18 protein-coding genes are annotated in these 20,055 nt (G+C 53.8%); 15 read left to right on the forward strand and 3 right to left on the reverse strand.

Annotated features, from left to right (window positions below; genetic code table 11):
* Positions 1-529: 529 nt before the first annotated feature.
* Positions 530-1,558, forward strand: a complete 1,029-nt coding sequence (locus ET33_RS39925; RefSeq protein ID WP_235206817.1) for a fibronectin type III domain-containing protein — start codon at positions 530-532, stop codon at positions 1,556-1,558.
* Between the two features lie 686 nt (positions 1,559-2,244).
* Here the strand turns inward: ET33_RS39925 and ET33_RS25910 are convergent.
* Entirely contained in the window at positions 2,245-2,586 is a 342-nt protein-coding gene (locus ET33_RS25910; RefSeq protein ID WP_036688996.1) for a hypothetical protein, read from the reverse strand.
* Between the two features lie 759 nt (positions 2,587-3,345).
* Here ET33_RS25910 and rsmD point away from each other — a divergent pair.
* Together rsmD and coaD are read left to right on the forward strand one after the other, a co-directional pair.
* Positions 3,346-3,915 (forward strand): 16S rRNA (guanine(966)-N(2))-methyltransferase RsmD, encoded by a 570-nt coding sequence (gene rsmD, locus ET33_RS25915; protein WP_036688998.1) that lies wholly within the window; start codon positions 3,346-3,348, stop codon positions 3,913-3,915.
* A gap of 30 nt (positions 3,916-3,945) precedes the next feature.
* A complete protein-coding gene (gene coaD / locus ET33_RS25920) occupies positions 3,946-4,470 on the forward strand; it encodes a pantetheine-phosphate adenylyltransferase (protein WP_036689001.1) in 525 nt (174 codons plus the stop codon).
* A 14-nt stretch (positions 4,471-4,484) separates the two neighbouring features.
* Here the strand turns inward: coaD and ET33_RS25925 are convergent, their stop codons facing one another.
* Entirely contained in the window at positions 4,485-5,753 is a 1,269-nt protein-coding gene (locus ET33_RS25925; protein ID WP_036689004.1) for a nucleoside recognition domain-containing protein, read from the reverse strand.
* Between the two features lie 144 nt (positions 5,754-5,897).
* Between ET33_RS25925 and ET33_RS25930 the strand changes: the two genes are divergently transcribed.
* A complete protein-coding gene (locus ET33_RS25930) occupies positions 5,898-6,971 on the forward strand; it encodes a SepM family pheromone-processing serine protease (protein WP_235206818.1) in 1,074 nt (357 codons plus the stop codon).
* Positions 6,972-6,974: 3 nt separating this feature from the next.
* Here the strand turns inward: ET33_RS25930 and ET33_RS25935 are convergent, their stop codons facing one another.
* On the reverse strand, positions 6,975-8,210 hold the full coding sequence (locus ET33_RS25935) for a nucleotidyltransferase (RefSeq protein WP_036689008.1): 1,236 nt from the start codon (positions 8,208-8,210) through the stop codon (positions 6,975-6,977).
* Between the two features lie 153 nt (positions 8,211-8,363).
* Between ET33_RS25935 and ET33_RS25940 the strand changes: the two genes are divergently transcribed.
* The 11 genes from ET33_RS25940 (at position 8,364) to smc (ending at position 20,046) form a co-directional block, all read left to right on the forward strand.
* Positions 8,364-8,891, forward strand: a complete 528-nt coding sequence (locus ET33_RS25940) for a YceD family protein (protein WP_036689010.1) — start codon at positions 8,364-8,366, stop codon at positions 8,889-8,891.
* Positions 8,892-8,931: 40 nt separating this feature from the next.
* A complete protein-coding gene (gene rpmF, locus ET33_RS37765) occupies positions 8,932-9,105 on the forward strand; it encodes a 50S ribosomal protein L32 (RefSeq protein WP_010501119.1) in 174 nt (57 codons plus the stop codon).
* A gap of 179 nt (positions 9,106-9,284) precedes the next feature.
* A complete protein-coding gene (gene fapR, locus ET33_RS25945) occupies positions 9,285-9,893 on the forward strand; it encodes a transcription factor FapR (protein WP_036689013.1) in 609 nt (202 codons plus the stop codon).
* Positions 9,877-10,872: a phosphate acyltransferase PlsX gene (gene plsX / locus ET33_RS25950; RefSeq protein WP_036689016.1), complete on the forward strand. Its 996-nt coding sequence runs from the start codon at positions 9,877-9,879 to the stop codon at positions 10,870-10,872. Before fapR ends, plsX begins: the two co-directional genes overlap by 17 nt.
* A gap of 2 nt (positions 10,873-10,874) precedes the next feature.
* Positions 10,875-11,867 (forward strand): beta-ketoacyl-ACP synthase III, encoded by a 993-nt coding sequence (locus tag ET33_RS25955; protein ID WP_036689019.1) that lies wholly within the window; start codon positions 10,875-10,877, stop codon positions 11,865-11,867.
* Positions 11,868-11,964: 97 nt separating this feature from the next.
* Positions 11,965-12,906 (forward strand): ACP S-malonyltransferase, encoded by a 942-nt coding sequence (fabD, locus tag ET33_RS25960; RefSeq protein ID WP_036689022.1) that lies wholly within the window; start codon positions 11,965-11,967, stop codon positions 12,904-12,906.
* Positions 12,907-12,933: 27 nt separating this feature from the next.
* On the forward strand, positions 12,934-13,674 hold the full coding sequence (gene fabG, locus ET33_RS25965; protein ID WP_036689027.1) for a 3-oxoacyl-[acyl-carrier-protein] reductase: 741 nt from the start codon (positions 12,934-12,936) through the stop codon (positions 13,672-13,674).
* Between the two features lie 169 nt (positions 13,675-13,843).
* Positions 13,844-14,077: an acyl carrier protein gene (gene acpP, locus ET33_RS25970; protein WP_010501107.1), complete on the forward strand. Its 234-nt coding sequence runs from the start codon at positions 13,844-13,846 to the stop codon at positions 14,075-14,077.
* Positions 14,078-14,212: 135 nt separating this feature from the next.
* A complete protein-coding gene (fabF, locus tag ET33_RS25975) occupies positions 14,213-15,451 on the forward strand; it encodes a beta-ketoacyl-ACP synthase II (RefSeq protein ID WP_036689030.1) in 1,239 nt (412 codons plus the stop codon).
* Between the two features lie 106 nt (positions 15,452-15,557).
* Complete coding sequence (rnc, locus tag ET33_RS25980) at positions 15,558-16,262, forward strand: ribonuclease III (protein ID WP_036689033.1); 705 nt, start codon at positions 15,558-15,560, stop codon at positions 16,260-16,262.
* A gap of 208 nt (positions 16,263-16,470) precedes the next feature.
* Positions 16,471-20,046, forward strand: a complete 3,576-nt coding sequence (gene smc, locus ET33_RS25985) for a chromosome segregation protein SMC (RefSeq protein ID WP_036689036.1) — start codon at positions 16,471-16,473, stop codon at positions 20,044-20,046.
* Positions 20,047-20,055 lie beyond the last annotated feature (9 nt).

The raw sequence follows: 20,055 nt of genomic DNA on the forward strand, positions 1-20,055 counted from the left end.
AAGGTGGAGGAGGGAGTGTAGGTCCCTGTTGTGCAGTCGTTCCAGGCGGTGGTCCAAATGGAGGCATAAACGCCATTCGATTTCACTCCTTTTCAAAAGTAGGCTAATGCAATATATGTAGGAGGGCATTCTTCGGGTTGGACCAATGCCTATATTTATCGCGGTTTTAATTCCTCATAGATTCGTTCAAAACTTGAGTATAAACCAGACAAAGAAAGAAGCAGCGAATAACAGAGACATTGCTTACATTGTTTATTTGCTATTTTTTGGGGATGCGGAAGAACTGCTGTACTTTCATAAGATGACCTTTGATTAGACTAGGGGGGATTAAGATTCAACGACTAGTAGGAAATTTGCTTGAATATCTAATGACAAAAAGAGTCCCTGCTAACTGGCGTGGGAAAACTACTCCCCCATTTTTTTTCTTCTAGCACTCATAATTTACATATTATTCCATCATTTGTTTAGACAAGATATGACATTAAATATATGATTGTATCCGTATTAGACATATAAAGGAGAGATTATGTTGAAAAAGATTATTTTCACATTTTTTGTGGCAATTATGCTTTTAGTACCTTTTTCTTCTGCATTTGCTGCAGTAACAGTAGGGCAAGAACTCAAAACACCAGAAGCTGGATGGACAAGATATGATAATTCAGACAGCAAGATATTATTTCCTGGTGGTAAAGTATGGACAAACAGTAACCCTTTCAATGGATCTCACACGTATGCTGAATCTCCATTTGAAAACAAATATATTATGTTTAAATTTTATGGTACAAAGTTAAGAATTATTGATGTTTTGGCTGATAATCGAGCTCGTGATGGAATGACAATAACAATAGATGGTGTATCAGAAGTATATTCAACTTATTCTTCAACAACATTATGGCAGAGACTTGTATACGAAAAAACTGGACTTAATCTAGGAGAACATATTGTTACGATTAAGCCCAATATTGATAAATATACGACGAGTAATTATTTTTCGATTGATGCTCTTGATATTGACGATACAGGGTATTTAATAGATGTGAAAAATCCAAAGAATTTAGTAGCAACAGGTGGAAACAAACAAGTCATACTTTTATGGAATTCCGAACTCAAAGAAGCTAGGTATAACATAAAACGTGCCACTACTGCTGGTGGTCCATATACAACAGTGGAAAAAAACGTATACGGGACGACTTTTACGGACAACGATGTACAAAACGGTAAAACCTATTATTATGTAGTATCATCTGTATTCAATGGGGTGGAAAGTTCAAATTCAAATGAAGCCTCAGCAACTCCACTAGAACCGCCTGTCAACGGCAGAGCTATTCTGACAGTTACTTTGGATACCGGTCTTGAGAAAGAATTCGATCTCTCAATGGTAGAAGTAAATGCTTTCATCACCTGGTATGAAGGTAAAGCTGCTGGAACCGGTCCGGCCTCCTATGCAATTGATAAGCACGACAACAATAAAGGACCATTTAAAAGCAGAAAAGATTATGTGATCTTCAATAAGATTCTCACATATGAAGTGAACGAGTACACACCTGATACGAAATAATATAGTGAATCCCGCTGGCTTAGGCTGGCGGGGATTTTTTTCTTTCTTTTCTTACCGAATTTGTGGCGTTGTTAAGCAGGTTCAATCCGAAGGAAAAGCACAGGAGTCAGTGGTGCGGAACAATACTGGGTACGGGTCCTTAAAGGTAAAAACGAGGTAGTAAATGAGTACGTAACTAGTAATTCATCTGAATTTGAGGCTGAAGTAGGTGTAGAATATAAAATATGGGCCGGAGCAATTAAGGGTAAAATAATCCAATGTACTTAAGAGCTCCTTTTTAATTTTCATTACCCCCACCAGCTTTGGCCGGTAGGGGAGTTTTTTATTATTCATATTCGTTCAAGGCATCATCCAGTCTCTGTCTGCCGCGATGGCTTCGGGGCAAGCTCATGAGCGCTGTGCCAAGATAGGGGGGCCACTACAAATGAGCAAAAACCTATCAGGAAATGGCCGTTAAAACAAACTTTTTTGATGCTTTAGAAGCAGCTGATTGGCACGAAATAATTATAAGCAGTAGCAATCCGATATAGTACATATGCTTATGTTGCAATCTTCAATTTAAAATACAAGGGGACTCGTAATTTGAATACGCATATTATTAAGAAGATGAAATCAATTTTCAATTATAAGTTTACATAACAACTTGGAACAGACTTTGGCCTGTTCCAACAAGATTTCTTTGTAGATTAAACGACTTGAATTCTGAATATGGCTCTTACATCACCCGAGACATCACGAGAATAGATTAGTGTAGAACCCGTCGATACAGCTTTAGCATGACCATCCCTTGAGACAAATACAGCACCATCCCCACCCATAACGGCAAAACTAACGCCACCGTTAGAGTAACGATAGAGATCTTCTTCCCATCCAACACTTACTTGCCAATTGTATGACCAGTAAGCCTGACTAGAAATTTGTTTTGTTTTGGGGGCTGTTTCGAAGTTGCTTTCAGAAGCATATGCCCCACCTGCCATCATAGTTAAAGAAAGGGTCGCAATTAGAGAAGTAAAGACTAGTTTTTTCACACTTCCAACTCCTAACTAAAAAAATTTGAATTACGAGAATAATATACCTTATAAGGTAAAATTAAACAATAATAACCATAAAGGCGAAGGAAGGGATTTAGTCAAAGCTTTCTCGGCGCGAAAATGGGAAGGGATAATCGGAAAAGTGAAAGGGAGCAGCTGGGCCGGCGGAAATCCTCGGAATGGGTGAAGATCATTTGCTGGGAATATTAAGAGGTTGATATTGTCAGCTACAGAAAATCAGAACCTGGATGGCTTGCTCATGTTTTAGAAGACGGACGACTGCGACCAGCAGGGATCATTCAGCTAGGAATTGCTCCTACCGCAGGGACGTCACAAAACAACTGCTATTAACAACAATTTGCATCGTCCCGATATTTCGTCATCAGCACAATGGCGACAACAGAGTTCCGATCCCGGCGGCCGTCATCAATTGGTCAGTAACTTCGATTATTAACATAAAGATAGTGACTGTATATTGTACAAATCTTTATCAATCCAGGGATTCAAAATAAAATCGGGGCCCGTCTCGCGACGAGCCCCTTTCATGGGAGAGGAGAAACCGGACGAAGAGCTTATGGGGAACGTAAGTCTTCTCCGCGGTTGTCTACGACATTTTCGGATGTCGATGATATAAGGATGATCCTTTTTGAAGAAAGATATACATCCGCTGGCAAAATTTTTTTGGATTTTTTGTGCAAAAGATTCCGTTTATGATACGATATCAATATTAAGTTGGCGGAAAGAAGGCTATACAGCATGAGAGTCATATCGGGAAGTGCCAAAGGGCGGCCGCTGAAGGCGGTACCGGGCATGGGGACCCGGCCCACGACAGATAAAGTGAAAGAAGCGGTATTCAGCATGATCGGCCCTTATTTCGAAGGCGGACAAGTGCTGGATTTGTTTGCGGGCACGGGGGGGCTGAGTATCGAAGCGTTGAGCCGGGGGATGGACCGCGCCGTGCTCACGGACGTGGACAAAAAAGCCATCGACACGATTCGCCACAATCTTCAGGCGACCGGGTTGACGGAGCGGGCCGAAGTATACCGAAATGATGCGATGCGCGCTCTCAAAGCGCTTTCCAAGCGGGAAGCGCGTTTTGATCTGGTGTTTTTGGACCCGCCGTACAAGCTGAAAGTGATTGGAGAGCTGCTGGAGGAGCTGCAGCAAGGCGGAATGCTAGCCGACGGAGCGCGGATCGTGGTCGAGCATGACGCGGAGGACCACCATGAGGGGGACTTCGGAGAGCTCGAATGGCTGCGGCGGGCCGAGTATGGGGATACTGCCATTACGATTTACCGTACCCGCTCTGAGGGTAAAGAGACTTAAACTCGACAATAGAGGGAGCTGACTGTACCAATGAATCCAATTATCGAGATTGGCGATCAACCCGGGCTGCGGGTAGCCGTGTATCCTGGCAGCTTTGACCCCGTGACGAACGGGCATCTGGATATTATTCATCGTGCGGCTAAGGTGTTCGATAAGCTGATCGTCGCCGTGCTCAACAATACGAGCAAAAATCCGCTGTTCTCAGTGGAGGAGCGGACGGAGCTGCTGTGGCAGGCGACCAGAGACTTGCCGAACGTCGAGATCGACAGCTTCCGGGATTTGCTCATTAATTATATGAAGCAAAAAAACGCGCACCTCATCGTCAGAGGACTGCGCGCGGTTTCCGATTTCGAATACGAGCTGCAGCTGGCCTCCACCAACCGCAAGCTGTGCGAAGACATCGAGACGTTCTTTATGACGTCGACGCCGAAATACTCGTATTTAAGCTCCAGCATTGTGAAAGAAATCGCCCGTTTCCATGGACCCGTGGTCGATCTGGTTCCTCCGGAAGTGGAGCGGGCGCTGCGCGGCAAATACGGCAGTGGAAGCTTGTAGCACGGAAGCAAGGCTTACCGCTGATGGCGGCGGCGATGGAAGAGAAAAGCGGCGAATACCGAGAGCACGAGCAGGACAAGCAGCATCGTGCCGAACTGCAGCATCATCGGGCTGATCAAGGGCCACAGACTATCGCGTTCGAAGGACCAGCCGCTGCGGACCGCGGCATAGTGCGCAAGTACAGGCTGCTCTCCGCCCAGCGAATCGGTGAGCGGCTTCCAAGCTAAGCATGTAAGCGCAAAAGCAATCGTACCATGCTCCAGCCGGGAGCGCAGAAAGCGAAGGTAGCGCAAGTCGGAAACCGCAGTCAAACTTTTGACTTGGGCGTGCGTGGACAAGCCTCCCCACGAGAGCAGCAGACTGAGCAGCGCATACGGCAAGGTCGATGAAGCGGCTTCTGTATATTGCGATAAGGCGTACGCCCCGAGATGCGGCTCGAAGAAACCGGCCAGCAGTGCTTGGGCGAGCGTCAGAGCGTTGTCGCGGTTCAGGCCAAGTGCGGAGGCGAGGGAGGCGGCAGCGGAGACAAGCCCCGAAAGCGAAACGGCGTGAAGCAGCACGGAGAACATCATCATGCACCCGCCGATCAGAAAAAGCTGCTGAACGCTTGACGTCACCGAATCTCCCAGCAGCTTCCCAAACGTCCGGCCGTCGCGCGTCCGGGCGTCTTGAAATGCTTCGAAGCTCCGGCTGAGCCACCCTGAGCTTCCCATGTCCCGTGCTTTCGTTTTCGGCAGTGAATGAGGTACAGGGGCGTTGCGAAAACGGTGGAGCAGGGCCAGGAGCAGCGTGGAGGCATAATGGATAACCGCAAGCGCAAGTCCGGCGGTCGCGCTTTGCAGGAAGCCGACGCCGACCACGCTTACGAGAAAGACCGGGTTCAGCAGGTGAGAGATCGAGAGCAGACGTTCTCCTTCGTCGCGGGTCAGCGTACCGTCCTTACGAAGCTGGCCCACAGCTGCGGCACCGGCCGGCATGCCCGCCGTGAAGCCGAGCGCCACAATCCAGCCGGCGACTCCCGGGAGCCTGAATATCAGGCGCAGCAGCGGCTCGAGCAGCACGCCAAGTCCGTGCAGCACGCCCATCCCGCGCAGCAGCTCAGTGATGATCAGAAAGGGCAGCAGGGCCGGGAAGACCAGCTTCCACCAGAGCTGCAGCCCCTGGAGCGACGAGCGAAACGCTTCGTCGGGAAATGCGATGATGCTGACGACGAGAGCAAGCGCCGCGGCGCCGAGCAGCAGCGTCGTAAAGCGCGGGGAGAAGAGAACCTGTAACCGTTGCATCCGAATCATCACTCCAGCTTGGGTTAGTGGTACATGTTTACGCTTTGTCCGCATGGAATAGACCTGACGGGCGTACGCTACCTATAGAGATACAACATTTGTGAACGGCTGGGGGGAAAGCTGCCAATGGGAGAGGCACGACACATGAAGCGCGCGTCACGCGTCGTTTTTTCCGTTTTTATAGCGATAGCGCTATTGTACGTTGTTTATTTTATGCCTTTGCCGCTCTATATTTTTAAGCCGGGGACGGCCGAGAACATTCATCCGATGGTTCACGTCAAGCAGGCTGCAGTGGAAAAAGGCAAGTTCATGCTGACTACGGTGCAGGTGGCCGATGCAACCGTATTCGGTTATTTGCTGTCCTACGTCCGACCCTACGAAGAGCTGCGCCTAAAGCGGGATCTGCTCCGCAACAACGAGACCGAGGCGGAATATTCGCAGCGTCAGGAAGTGGTTATGCTCACCTCGCAGGCGGACGCGATTCAGGCGGTGTATAACCGGCTGAAAATTCCTTATCATATCAGCAAGGACGGCGTCGTCATCCAGCAGGTGTATCCGGATGTTCCGGCGCATGAGGTGCTTCAGGCCGGCGATACCATCGTGAAAATCGGCGACAAACCGATCCAAACGATGGATGAGGTGCGAGGCGGTGTCACAGGCAAAAAAGCGGGGGACAGCGTCTCGATCAGCTACAAGCGCAAAGGCGTGATCCGGACGAAAGATATCGCTTTGGCCGCGTTGCCCACCGATCCAAGCGCACAACCGGCAGAAGCTTCACGGGTCGGGCTTGGAGTCGTATTATCGGAATTGCACAGTGTGAAGGCCGACTCGGAAGAGCAGCAGGTAACCATTAAGGCGGGAGACATTGGCGGGCCGTCGGCGGGACTGATGTTTTCGCTGGAAATTTATAACCAGCTGACGCCAGGCGATATTACGAAAGGCTACAAAGTGGCGGGCACCGGAGAGATCGATCCTGAAGGGCATGTCGGCGTTATCGGGGGCATTCAGCATAAAATCGTAGCGGCCGACCGAGCGGGCGCCGAAATCTTTTTCAGTCCCGCAGACTATAAAGCCCCGAACGGGCAGACGATCCCCAATTATTCGGATGCGAAGAAGCGTGCTGACGAGCTGGGGACCAAGATGACCGTCGTTCCGGTGGCCACGATGGCCGAGGCTTTGGACTATTTGGCGAAGCTGCCGGTGAAAACGGGAAGTTAGGGATCAATCCATCACAACGAGCGGCGGTTCGTAGTAATCCGCGAACCAATCGCGGGGAGTAGGCGTTTCATATCCGAGCGCATAGACGGATGTAGCGCGAATATCCATCGCGAGCAGCGGCGAAAGCGTGTCCGTTACTTTGGTGACAACGGGCACCTTCGCCGTCGTTTTCATTCGTCGGAGCAGCTCTCTTCCTTTCGGACGAAAGCCCAGCACGCGCAGGTACGGCACGCCTTGGCCGAGCGTTTCGGCAGAAAGCTCTTCCTTGGTGTGATTCAGCAAAATGCGCAGCAAGGTGCGCTGCAGCTTGGTCCGCGTATAGCGCTTTGTTTTGAGCCGGTCCAGCAGCGAAGCGACGCAGCCTTCTCCAGGAGCTGCCGTCTCGGTCAGCGCCTGCCGGATGCGGTGCTCCAGCCCTTCCGTTACCTCATGGAACGCCGCGAGCTGCTCCGCCGCATGATTCATGAGCTGCAGCATCAGGGGCTTCGCAAAGCGCTCCCAATCGACCGGCGCGCGTCCAGCCTGCCATTCCCGCTCTAAAATGTCCAGCGTCGCCGCAGGCGCATAAGGGCGAAGGGTGTGCAAGGAGCGTTCCTCAAAGAGCAGCTTGCGCAGAGCGGTAGCGCTTGCAATGCGACCGTCCGTAATGTCGGTCTGATTGTATTCGGCTTTCGTCCTTGCAATCGTTTGCGGCCGGATGCCGCTGCGAAGCCGCCGCAGGGCGATCAGATAATGCAGCCCGAGCGTATTGTTCGGCTTGGCGAGCTCGCTTTCGTCCGCGCCCGGTACGAGCTGTGCTACGGCGCGGCTGTAGGCGGCCGGATACGGGACGCCGGCTTTCAGCTCCTGCTGCAGCAGCTCCCGCAGCGAAGCGGGCTCGTCCTGCAAGACATCGGCTGTTGCTTCGAGCCAGCCGATGTCGCCGCTCTCGCTGCCGAAGCAGAGGCTGTCGACGAGCCCGGTAGCGTCGAGCGCGGAGACGGCGCCGAAGGTGAACCATTCCGCCGGCTGGGCGCTATAGGCGACCGGCAGCTCCAGGACGAGGTCGGCTCCCATGTGGAGCGCCATCTCGGCCCGCGCCCATTTGTTCACGACCGCCGGTTCGCCGCGCTGGAGAAAGTTCCCGCTCATGATGCAAATCGCGCTGTCCGCTCCCGATACCTTTTTCGATTGTTGGAAATGATAGTAGTGACCGTTATGCAGCGGATTGTATTCGACGACGAGACCGACGGTTGACATGCGCAATGATTCCTCCCGATCAGCGTTTCAGGCTTCTTTTGCCATGAACGATTATGTTTAATCACTATAGCATGAACATAGCATGAACTGAAAATGTTGACAAAACGGAACCGAAGTCGATATAATAATCTTTGTTTGTTTGGGGTGATACTCATGTTAATACATTTGAAAGATTTGGCATCCAAAGGCACGATCCGGATCGAAGGTACGGAAGATATGACAGGCATTCTGCCGAAGTCCGGAAGTCTGCTCGGGTACGGCCCGCTGCAGGTGCGTTTGGAAGCTCGGGACAAGGCCGGCACGGCCGAAGTCACCGGCGAACTGGACATCGACGTGGAGCAATCATGCTCGCGCTGCTTGTCCCCGGTCGGACAGCATTTGACGATTCCGTTTCATGAGACGTTTGTGAAGGGCGAAGAGCAAGAGCTGGAAGAGTCCGAGGATGAGGACCAGGACGAGGAAGACGTGCTGTATGTCTCCGAGGATCGGTTCGAGCTGAAGCCCTATTTGGCGGAAAGCGTCCTGATGGCGCTGCCGTTCATCCCGCTGTGCAGTGAAAATTGTCAAGGACTGTGTCCCGTGTGCGGAACGAACCGGAACGAGAAGGCTTGCGAATGCAAGACGGAGAAGGTGGACCCGCGTTTGGCCGGACTTGCGGATTTTTTTAAAGACCGATCGTAACCAGGAACGCAGGCTGAATTCGTTGAAGGAGGTGGGAAATATGGCAGTACCTCAAAGGAGAACATCCAAAACGCGCCGCGACAAGCGTCGTACTCATTTTAAATTGGAAGTACCGGGCATGGTAAAGTGTGACAATTGCGGTGAATTGAAATTGGCTCACCGGGTTTGCAAAGTTTGCGGTCAATACAAAAAAAGAGAGATTATTAGCCAATAATCTTCCTGCAGACAAAAGAGATAGTACTCCACCTTTAGGTGCAGTGCTATTTTTTTTGTTTGCTTGCGCTTCCCTTTTCAAGCAGAATCCAGTATACTTTGCTTTGTGACTTGGTCATAAGAGATAGTGACATATCATATGCATCAGGTGGGGACCTCCCTAGTTCAAGCTAAAAAAAGGTGGTGCTCGTTATCGAACGCCTTCCGAAACGACAGCGCCAGCAGCAGTTGGCCAAAGCGATCGAAGAAAATCCGTTTATTACGGATGAAGAGCTGACGAAGCTGTTTCAAGTCAGCATCCAGACGATCCGTCTGGACCGGCTCGAACTTGGCATTCCCGAGCTGCGAGAGCGGATGAAGCTGATGGCGGAGCAATCGTACGATCAGGTGCGCTCGCTTCCGCTGCATGAAGTCATCGGGGATGTCATCGATCTGCAGCTCGACAAGAGCGGCATTTCCATGTTCGAAATTCGAGAAGAGCATGTGTTCTCCCGGACGAAAATCGCCCGGGGTCATCATATATTTTCTCAGGCCAATTCCTTGGCCGTCGCGCTGATCAACGATAAGGTGGCGCTGACAGCCGCCGCGGACATCCGCTTCGTGCGGCAGGTCCGGCTAGAGGAGAAGTGCATTGCCAAGGCTTATGTCCGTTCGATCTCCAAAGGCAAGGCGAAGGTCGAAGTTTTTACATACGTCGGAGACGAAGTGGTATTCCAAGGAAATTTCATTATTTATCATGCGAGCAAAGATCGGCATGAAGGAGGAGAGCTTCATGCGGATAGCGATTGATGCGATGGGCGGAGACCATGCGCCGCAGGCAGCGGTGGATGGCGCGATCGCGGCGGCTGAAGAATGGCCGGATACGACGATTGTGCTGGTTGGAGATACAAGCGTGCTGGAGCCATTGCTTCAAGGCAAGAAGCTTGCGAATCTGGAGTTGAGGCATGCAAGCGAGATGATCGAAGCGGATGATGAGCCGGTGAAAGCGGTGCGGCGCAAAAAAGACGCTTCGATGGTCGTCGCCGGACGTATGGTGAAGGAGCAGGAAGTAGGCGCCATGATATCGGCGGGCAATACGGGAGCGTTGATGACAACGGGCCTCCTGGTTGTCGGCCGAATCAAAGGAATCGAGCGCCCTGCGCTTGCGCCGATGCTTCCGACGGTTGACGGGGAAGGGGTTCTTGCGCTCGACCTCGGAGCGAATATGGACGCGACGGCGGAGCATCTGGTGCAGTACGCCATCATGGGCAGCTTGTATCGAAGCAAAGTGCACGGAGTGGCCGAGCCGCGCGTCGGTCTCCTTAACGTGGGCACGGAAGCGATGAAAGGCAACGAGCTGACGAAGGCGGCTTTTCCGCTGCTGGAGCAGGCGCCGATCCGCTTCATAGGCAACGTGGAGTCGCGCGACGTGCTCCGGAAGCCTTGCGACGTCATCGTATGCGACGGCTTTGCGGGGAATATTATGCTTAAATCGATGGAAGGGGCGGCCTCGGTCATCTTCTCCGTCTTAAAAGAGCAATTTATGCGTACGTGGTACACGAAGCTAGCGGCGGCGGCGGTGAAGAAGGGCCTCGGCCAATTCCGCAAAAAAATGGATTACACCGAGCACGGCGCAGCGCCTTTGCTGGGCATTAACGGTCTGGTGCTCAAAAGCCATGGCTCGTCCAACGGCGTAGCTTTTAAAAATGCGGTGCGTCAGGCCAGGGTCGCTTTGAAAAACGATTTGGTCCGCAGCATTTCTGCGGAAATCAGTAACGGGAGCGAGTAGTTATGAATAGCAGCTTAAAGCCTGTAGGCATTCTCGGAACGGGAAAATACGTGCCTGAGAAGGTACTGACCAATTCCGAGCTGGAACAAATGGTGGACACAAACGACGAATGGATCGTCACCCGCACCGGCATCCGCGAACGCCGCATCGCTTCCGCGGAGCAAGCGTCGTCAGACTTGGCCTATGAAGCTTCGAAAATCGCCCTGAAGAACGCGGGCATCACGCCGGAAGAGATTGATTTAATTATTGTGGCGACCGTTACCCCGGATATGGCTTTCCCGTCGACGGCATGTATTTTGCAGGACAAGCTGGGGGCCAAAAAATCGGCAGCCTTCGACCTGTCTGCGGCTTGCTCGGGATTTATTTACAGCTTGGCCAACGCAGCGAATTTCATCGCCACCGGAACGTATAAATATGCGCTTGTCGTAGGTGCGGAATGCTTGTCCAAAATTACGGATTACACCGATCGGAACACGTGTATTTTGTTCGGGGACGGTGCAGGCGCGGTCGTGCTCGGCACCGTACCGGAAGGCCGCGGATTTAAATCGTTCGAGCTTGGCGCAGACGGCGCGGGCGGCCCGCTGTTGAATGTTGCCGCCGGCGGCTCCCGCTGCCCGGCATCGCCGCAGAGTCTGGAAGGCAAGCAGCATTTCATCTTCATGGCCGGCAGCGAGGTGTTCAAATTCGCGGTCCGCATTATGGGAAGCGCTGCGGAAGAGGCGCTGCGCAAGGCGGGAATCGACAAGTCCGAGGTGGATCTGCTCGTACCGCATCAGGCGAATATCCGCATCATTCAGTCCGCACTGCAGAAGCTGAATTTGAGCGAGGACAAATGCATGATCAACTTGCACAAATACGGCAACGTGTCGGCAGGATCGATTCCGATCGCTCTTGCGGAGGCGGCGGAGTCCGGACGGGTCAAAGAGGGCGACTGCCTGGTGCTTGTCGGCTTCGGCGGGGGCTTGACTTGGGGCGCTTCCGTCTTGGTGTGGTAAAATATCCGGAATATGCATTAAATCTTGACAGCTTTGTTCAGGATCGGCCGTATCGGTCCGTCCGAACGGCTTGCAGTCGGTAAAAGGAGAATCGGATATGGGGAAAATCGCATTCGTATTCCCGGGCCAAGGGGCTCAGGCGGTAGGGATGGGGAAAGACGTTTATGAAGCGGATGCCGCCGCGCGGGGCATTTTCGAATCGGCCGACGAGGCGCTCGGCTTCCCTCTCAGCCGCATCATTTTCGATGGTCCGGAGGAAGAACTGAAGCTTACTGTTAATACGCAGCCTGCGCTGCTTGCAACCAGCATAGCTTACCTTGAACTGTTTCGCGCGCGTCACGGCGTTCAGCCGGATTATGCCGCCGGGCACAGCCTCGGCGAATACAGCGCGCTTGTGGCTGCAGGCGTGCTGAGCTTCGAAGACGCGGTCCGTACGGTACGTGCACGCGGCGAGTTCATGGAGCAGGCGGTACCGAGCGGACAAGGCGCTATGGCAGCCGTCCTCGGCGCCGAGCGCGAAGCGCTGCGGCAGCTGTGCTCGGACGTCAGCGGGCAAGGAACCGTCGTCGAGCTTGCGAATCTGAACTGTCCGGGACAAATCGTTGTTTCCGGCAGCAAAGAAGGAGTGCAGGCCCTCGCCGAACGCGGCAAAGAAGCCGGCGCGAAACGCGTGATTCCGCTTGAGGTTAGCGGGCCGTTTCATTCCTCGTTGATGAAACCGGCTTCCGAGCGTCTCGGCGGCGTGCTTGAGTCCGTTGGAATGAAAGCGGCGGCCGTTCCGGTCGTTGCTAACGTGACGGCACTGCCGGTGCAGGAGCCGACGGAAATCAAGCAGCTGTTGATCGATCAAGTACATTCCTCCGTGCTGTGGGAAGACAGCGTTGTATGGCTGCTCGGACAGGGTGTGGACACGTTTGTCGAAATCGGCAGCGGCACCGTTCTGGCAGGTCTGATCAAGAAGATCGACCGCAGCGTGAAAGTGTATTCCATCAACAGTCTGGAAGCCATCGAGAAATTTCAGCTGGAAACGACGGAATAAACGATTATTCATGGGAGGGATTAGCGCATGCTAACGGGTAAGGTAGCACTGGTTACCGGCGCCTCTCGCGGCATCGGGCGGGCCATCGCCATCGGTCTCGCGGAAGCGGGAGCCGATGTGGTCGTCAACTACGCGGGCAGCGAAGCGGCGGCGGCGGAAGTTGTACAGGCCATCGAAGCGCTGGGCCGCAAGTCGTTTAAGGCGAAGGCGAACGTCGGTTCCGTGCAGGAAGTCGAAGAGATGTTCAAGCTCGTCATGGAAGCGTTCGGCCGGATCGATATTTTGGTCAACAACGCAGGAATTACGCGGGATAACTTGATTATGCGAATGAAGGAAGAGGAGTTCGATCAAGTGATCGAGACGAATCTGAAAGGCGTATTCAACTGCGTAAAAGCGGCTACGCGCCCGATGATGAAGCAGCGTTCGGGACGGATCATCAACATCTCGTCCGTTGTCGGCGCGATGGGGAATGCCGGTCAGATGAACTATGTAGCCGCCAAAGCCGGCGTCATCGGTATGACCAAATCGGCGGCGAAAGAGCTTGCTTCGAGAGGCATTACCGTCAACTGTGTGGCTCCCGGTTTTATCGAGACCGATATGACGGACAAGCTGGCTGAAGATATGCGCTCGCAGCTTACGTCGCAAATTCCGCTCGCCCGCTTAGGTCAACCGGAAGACATTGCCAAAGCGGTACGATTTCTGGCGTCCGACGATTCGTCCTATATGACGGGGCAGACGCTTCATGTCGACGGCGGCATGTATATGTAGCGCGGCTTGCGGCAACAATGGGCGGAGGTGTGAGCTTTGCGTCGCACTGCCAGAGTTGCCGCAAAAATTGAATTTTTTGGCGAAAATAGTTTTTTTTCGCACTGGCTGAGGCTTTACTATGGCATTTTGTCCATAAGTTAAGTATAATACCAAAGAGGAGGTGAACCGGATGTCCGACGTTTTGGATCGCGTAAAACGCATCGTCGTGGACCGTCTCGGCGTTGACGAAGCGGAAGTGACCCTTGAGGCTTCTTTTAAAGATGATTTAGGTGCCGATTCTCTCGATGTCGTGGAATTGGTTATGGAATTGGAAGATGAGTTTGATATGGAAATCTCTGATGAAGACGCAGAGAAAATCACTACTGTAGGTCAAGTAGTTGAGTACATAAAATCTCATACGTAAAACGCATAAGTCCCGTTTTTCTTGGATAAACGGGACTTATCTCCATTCCGTGCCCAACTGCGCGCACTAGTGAGCATGACCCCTTACGGATGAAGTACATAACGAAGGTTATTTACAATAGAGGTGAATTACAGCATGAAGCAAAGAGTCGTTATTACGGGTCTCGGCGTGATGTCTGCGCTTGGACGCGATCTTGAAACCTTTTGGGGGAATCTGCTGTCCGGAAAGTCCGGCGTCAGCGCGATTGAGTCATTTGACGTCAGCGAATATCCGACACGGATCGCCGCCGAAATTAAAGATTTTAATCCGGAAGATTATTTTGATAAAAAAGAAGCCCGCCGCATGGACCGCTTCGTGCAATTTGCCGTAGCTGCCACCATAACAGCGTTGAAGGATGCAGGGCTGAATGTCAAAGAAGATACCGATCCGGAACGGGTCGGCGTTTATGTCGGCTCGGGGATCGGCGGCCTGTCGACTTGGGAAGAACAGCATAAAATTTTGCTCGAAAAGGGACCGAAGCGGGTCAGCCCGTTCTTTATTCCGATGATGATCGCCAATATGGGGGCAGGGCAAATCTCGATGATAACGGGAGCCAAAGGACCGAACAGTACGGCCGTTACCGCCTGTGCGACAGGTACGCACTCCATTGGAGACGCCTTCAAGACGATCCTTCACGGCGATGCGGACGTCATGATCTGCGGCGGCGCGGAAGCGACGATCAGTCCGACGGGCGTTGCAGGCTTTTGCGCGCTGCGCGCCATGTCGACCCGCAACGACGAGCCGGAAAAAGCGAGCCGTCCATTCGATACGGATCGTGACGGATTTGTGATGGGCGAAGGCGCCGGCATTCTCATTCTCGAATCGCTGGAACATGCACAGAAGCGCGGCGCCCGCATTTACGGCGAAGTGATCGGCTACGGCATGAGCGGAGACGCGCATCATATGACCGATCCGGACCCGGACGGCGCTGCGCGCTGCATGGTCAAGGCTGTGAAAGACGCCGGCATTCCGTTTGAAGCGATCGATTATATCAACGCGCATGGCACTTCGACGCCGATCGGGGACAAATCGGAGACGACCGCGATTAAGCAGGCGTTCGGCGAGCACGCTTACAAGTTGGCCGTCAGCTCGACCAAGTCGATGACCGGTCACTTGCTTGGCGCAGCGGGGGGCGTGGAAGCGCTCATCTGCGCACTGGCCTTGAAGCATGGCATGATCCCGCCGACGATCAATCTCGACAATCAGGATCCCGAATGCGATCTGGATTACGTGCCGAATACGCCGCGCCCGTTCGATCTGCGCATCGTCATGTCGAACTCGTTCGGCTTCGGCGGCCACAACGCAACGGTCATTCTGCAAAAGTACGAGGCTTAAGGGCATAGACTTCACGGGGCTGGCCAAACTATAACATTGTTTCGTGGGGGTGGTTGTACGTATTCAATCTCCACGAAACAAATTGCTTACACGAAGGTGATTAGATATGCATCGGAACTTAAAACAGCTGCAAGCGGACCTGGGGATTTCGTTCCGGCGTCCCGACCTTCTACGGCAGGCATTTACACATTCTTCCTACGTGAACGAACATCGCATCGGCCAATGCAAGGATAACGAGCGACTGGAGTTTCTCGGCGACGCTGTCCTGGAGCTGACCGTGTCGGAATATTTGTTCGACAAGTATCCGGACCGCACGGAAGGCGAATTGACCAAATTGCGGGCCTCCATCGTCTGTGAGCCCTCGCTCGTCGGCTTCGCCGAGCAGCTCGATTTCGGATCTTATGTGCTGCTCGGCAAAGGAGAGGAGCTGACCGGCGGTCGAACCCGTCCGGCACTGCTCGCAGATGTGTTCGAATCGTTCATCGGTGCGCTGTACTTGGACCAAGGTTTGGAGCCGGTGCGCGCTTTTCTTAGCCGCCATATGTTTCCAAGCCTGCCTCAGCAAGGTCGTCTGTTAACGGCGGACTACAAAACGATTCTGCAAGAGCATACCCAGCAGCATAATATGGGCCCCTTGGAATACAAAATCGTAGACGAACGCGGACCTGCGCACGAGCGGGAGTTCGCGGCGGAAGTATATCTTCATGAGGAAATGCTCGGTCGGGGACTCGGCCGCTCTAAGAAGGAAGCGGAGCAGCATGCGGCCGCCGAAGCGCTCACGAAGCTTGAGGTCAAGGTGGATCAGTCATAAAGCAAGTTCGCAGAAGGTGACGGCCGTACAGCGGGCCGTCACTCTTTTTTTTTGCAGGAAAACGGGACTATTTGTCGAAAACCGGTATCGTTCCGGTTAGAGAAAGCAAGTCGATCGCAGCCTGCGTGTAGATCGCCGGACTGTTGTAAGGGACGGTATCTACTATAGGTCCGGAATATGGTACAATAGCCGTAAGAGGTGAGCCAAGTTGTTTTTGAAACGTATCGAGCTCTCGGGCTTCAAATCGTTTGCGGATCGGACCGAGCTGGAATTCGTACAAGGAATTACGGCGGTGGTCGGGCCGAACGGCAGCGGTAAAAGCAACATCTCCGACGGCATCCGTTGGGTGCTTGGCGAACAAAGCGCCAAGTCGCTGCGCGGAGGCAAGATGGAAGATATTATTTTCGCCGGAAGCGATGCCCGAAAAGCCGTCAATTACGGCGAAGTTTCGCTGACGCTCGATAATGCGAGCCAGTCGCTGCCGCTGGATTACAGCGAAGTGACGGTCACCCGGCGCGTGCATCGCAGCGGGGAAAGCGAATATATGATCAACAAGCAGCCCTGCCGGCTCAAAGATATTACCGAGCTCTTTATGGACACGGGAATCGGGAAGGAAGCTTACTCGATTATCGGGCAGGGGCGTATCGAAGAAATTTTGAGCACGAAATCGGAAGACCGCCGAGGTATTTTTGAAGAAGCTTCGGGGATCGTCAAATATAAATCGCGCAAGCGCGAAACGGAAAAAAAACTGCAGGAAACGGAACAAAATTTGCTGCGTATCCACGATCTGGTATCGGAGCTGGAAGACCAGTTGGAGCCGTTGCGCGTGCAGTCGGAGAAGGCGGTGCGCTTCAAAGAGCTGAAAGAAGAGCTCAAATCCAGCGAAATCGCGATGTACGTCCATCAGATCGAGCAGATTTATGCAAGCTGGACGGATACGAACGCTCAGCTTGAGAAGCTTCGCGAATCGCAGCGCGAATTGTCCGGCGTGATCAGCAAGCAGGACGCCGAGCTGGAGAAGGAACGCTGGGAAACGCGGAGGCTGGAGGAAGAGATCGAAGGATTGCAGCAGCACCTGCTTCAGCTCAGTGAGGATTTTGAGAAGTGCGAAGGCCAGGGCGAGGTGCTGAAGGAGCGGAAAAAAAATTACGCTTCCAATAAAAACCAGCTTCGACTTGCCGTCGCCCAGCAGGAGCAGCGGGTGCTTGATAAAGAGGCTGAAATTGCCCAACTGCGCGAAAAAATCGCCGCCATCGGAGCGGAGCTTGCGGAGACGCAGGCCAAGCTGAAAGCAGAAGAAGACCGGTTGCTCGGCGTGACGGGAGGCATCAGCAGCGCGGAGGAAGATCGGCTGAAGGGTGAACTCCTCGAAGTGCTGAACGATTCGGCCAATGCCCGCAACGAAGCGCGGTATGCCGAGCAGCAGCTTGAAGCGCTCGGACGCCGGTTGGACCGGCTCGACGACGAGCACCGCAAGTGGCAGGAGCAGCAGGAGAGCATCGCGGAACGCAAGGCGGCTCTGGAGAAGAAGCTTGAAGAAGCCGTGGCCGCGATTGCGGAGGTGCGGAATCAGTATCTGGAGCTCAGCCAAGGATTGAAATCGAAGCAGACGCTTTCGGAAGAGGCGCAGGCCGCCGTCCGCAAGTGGGAGCAGAAGATCGATTCGATGGTGTCGCGGCGCGATACGATGCGCGAGATGGCAAACGACTATGACGGCTTTATGCACGGCGTCAAGGAAGTGCTGAAGGCAAAGGACCGTGGCGATTTGCGCGGTATTCGCGGTGCGGTGGCCGAGCTCGTCAAGGTGCCTGCCCATGTGGAAGTCGCCATGGAGACGGCGTTGGGCGGCGCGCTTCAGCACATCGTCGTGGACAACGAAGCGAACGGCAGGGACGCGATCGCCTTTCTGAAGCGCCGTCAGCTCGGCCGGGCGACGTTCCTGCCGCTGGACGTTATTCGCAGCCGGTCCATTCCGGAAGGCGAGCAGCGTCAGATTCAAGGAATGGAAGGCTTTGTCGGCATTGCCGTCGATTTGGTGCAATTTGAAGATACGTATCGGCAAATTGCCGGCAGCTTGCTCGGCAATGTCATTATTGCGAATACGCTGGAGGTTGCCAACCGGATCGCGGCCAGGGTGCAGTACCGGTACCGCGTCGTCACGCTGGAGGGCGATGTTGTGAACCCCGGCGGCTCGATGAGCGGGGGCAGCCAGCAGAAGAAAACGACCAGTCTTCTGAGCCGTCAACGGCAAATCGAAGACATGGATAAAGACATTTCGCTGTCCGAAACCCAGCTGAAAAGCTTCCGGGCCAAAGCGGAGGAGCTGCGCCGCGAAATCGGCGAAACGACGCGCAAGCTGGACGAGCTGCGGGCGGAAGGCGAGAACCGGCGGGTCGAGGAGCAGCAGATTCGCGCTTCGCTTGAGCCGCTGGAGCATGAAGCGAAGCAGGTGGCCCAGCAGCTTGCGCTGTACGGCGCCGACGGCGAAACGCTGGCGGCCGAGCGCAGCGATCTGGAGCGCCGGCGGACGGATGCTCTCGAGGCGCAGGAGCTGCTGCAGCGGCAGGAGGCCGAGCTGCAGCAGGCCATCCGCGACGCGGAAATCCGCCGCAAGGCGAGCGAGTCGGAGAAAGAGGAGCTGCAAACGCAGCTCACCGACCTGAAGGTAAAGGTCGCGGCGCAATCGCAGGAGAAGCAGTCGCTGCATGAGCAGGAGCGCCGTTCCCGCAATGAGCTGGAGACGATCAAGCACGAGCTGGAAACGAACAGCGATCTGGAGCGGCAGCTCGACTCCGATATGGCGAATCATGAGCAGGAATCCGTGCACCAGATCGAGCAGCTTAATGATTTGAAGCTGAAGAAGCAGCAATGTGCGGAGCAACTGGACATGAAGCGCGCGGAGCGGGCGCAGTGGGTGGCGAAGCTCGAAGCCGAGGAAAGCAAAACCAAAGAGCAGCGCACCCAGCTCAGGCAGATCGAAGAGCAGCTCCATCAGACGGAGGTTCGCGTGAACCGCTTGGACGTGGAGCTGGAGAACCTGCTCAAAAAGCTCTCCGAGGATTACGAGCTTAGCTATGAGCTGGCGAAAGAGCGCTATCCCGTACCGGAGGATGTCTTGGGCACCCAAAATAAAGTTCGCGACCTGAAGCGCGAAATCGCCATTCTCGGGGAAGTCAACCTTGGGGCGATCGAAGAATACCAGCGCGTTCACGAGCGGTACCAGTTTTTGGCGGAGCAGAAGAACGATCTGGTGGAGGCTAAAACAGCGCTTTATCTCGTAATCCGCGAGATGGACGAGGAGATGGGAAGACGATTCCGTTCCACGTTCGATGCGATCCGTTCGCATTTTGTCGTCGTCTTCGGCAAGCTGTTCGGGGGCGGCCGGGCCGACCTGATTTTGTCGGAGCCGGACAATCTGCTTGACACAGGTATTGAGATCGTAGCGCAGCCTCCGGGCAAAAAACTGCAGAATTTGCAGCTGCTCTCCGGCGGCGAACGGGCGCTGACCGCTATTGCGCTGCTGTTCTCGATCATCCGGGTCAAGCCCGTGCCGTTCTGCGTGCTCGATGAGGTCGAAGCGGCGCTGGACGAGGCGAACGTGACCCGTTTTGCCGAATATTTGCGCGAATTTTCGATGTCGACGCAATTTATCGTCGTAACGCACCGCAAAGGCACGATGGAGGAAGCCGACGTGCTGTACGGCGTGACGATGGAAGAGGGCGGCGTTTCGAAGCTCGTATCCGTTCGTCTGGAAGATGACGAAGCCATTATGGAAGCCGGCTGATGCCGATAT

It is taken from the genome of Paenibacillus tyrphae, assembly GCF_000722545.1.
Lineage (GTDB): Bacteria > Bacillota > Bacilli > Paenibacillales > NBRC-103111 > Paenibacillus_G > Paenibacillus_G tyrfis.

Bases quoted from the DNA above. Each gene is read 5' to 3' on its own strand.
- rsmD (WP_036688998.1), top strand. From the start codon at position 3,346: ATGAGAGTCATATCGGGAAGTGCCAAAGGGCGGCCGCTGAAGGCGGTA.
- coaD (WP_036689001.1), top strand. From the start codon at position 3,946: ATGAATCCAATTATCGAGATTGGCGATCAACCCGGGCTGCGGGTAGCC.
- ET33_RS25925 (WP_036689004.1), bottom strand. From the start codon at position 5,753: ATGCAACGGTTACAGGTTCTCTTCTCCCCGCGCTTTACGACGCTGCTG.
- ET33_RS25930 (WP_235206818.1), top strand. From the start codon at position 5,898: ATGAAGCGCGCGTCACGCGTCGTTTTTTCCGTTTTTATAGCGATAGCG.
- ET33_RS25935 (WP_036689008.1), bottom strand. From the start codon at position 8,210: ATGTCAACCGTCGGTCTCGTCGTCGAATACAATCCGCTGCATAACGGT.
- ET33_RS25940 (WP_036689010.1), top strand. From the start codon at position 8,364: ATGTTAATACATTTGAAAGATTTGGCATCCAAAGGCACGATCCGGATC.
- rpmF (WP_010501119.1), top strand. From the start codon at position 8,932: ATGGCAGTACCTCAAAGGAGAACATCCAAAACGCGCCGCGACAAGCGT.
- plsX (WP_036689016.1), top strand. From the start codon at position 9,877: ATGCGGATAGCGATTGATGCGATGGGCGGAGACCATGCGCCGCAGGCA.
- ET33_RS25955 (WP_036689019.1), top strand. From the start codon at position 10,875: ATGAATAGCAGCTTAAAGCCTGTAGGCATTCTCGGAACGGGAAAATAC.
- fabD (WP_036689022.1), top strand. From the start codon at position 11,965: ATGGGGAAAATCGCATTCGTATTCCCGGGCCAAGGGGCTCAGGCGGTA.
- fabG (WP_036689027.1), top strand. From the start codon at position 12,934: ATGCTAACGGGTAAGGTAGCACTGGTTACCGGCGCCTCTCGCGGCATC.
- acpP (WP_010501107.1), top strand. From the start codon at position 13,844: ATGTCCGACGTTTTGGATCGCGTAAAACGCATCGTCGTGGACCGTCTC.
- fabF (WP_036689030.1), top strand. From the start codon at position 14,213: ATGAAGCAAAGAGTCGTTATTACGGGTCTCGGCGTGATGTCTGCGCTT.
- rnc (WP_036689033.1), top strand. From the start codon at position 15,558: ATGCATCGGAACTTAAAACAGCTGCAAGCGGACCTGGGGATTTCGTTC.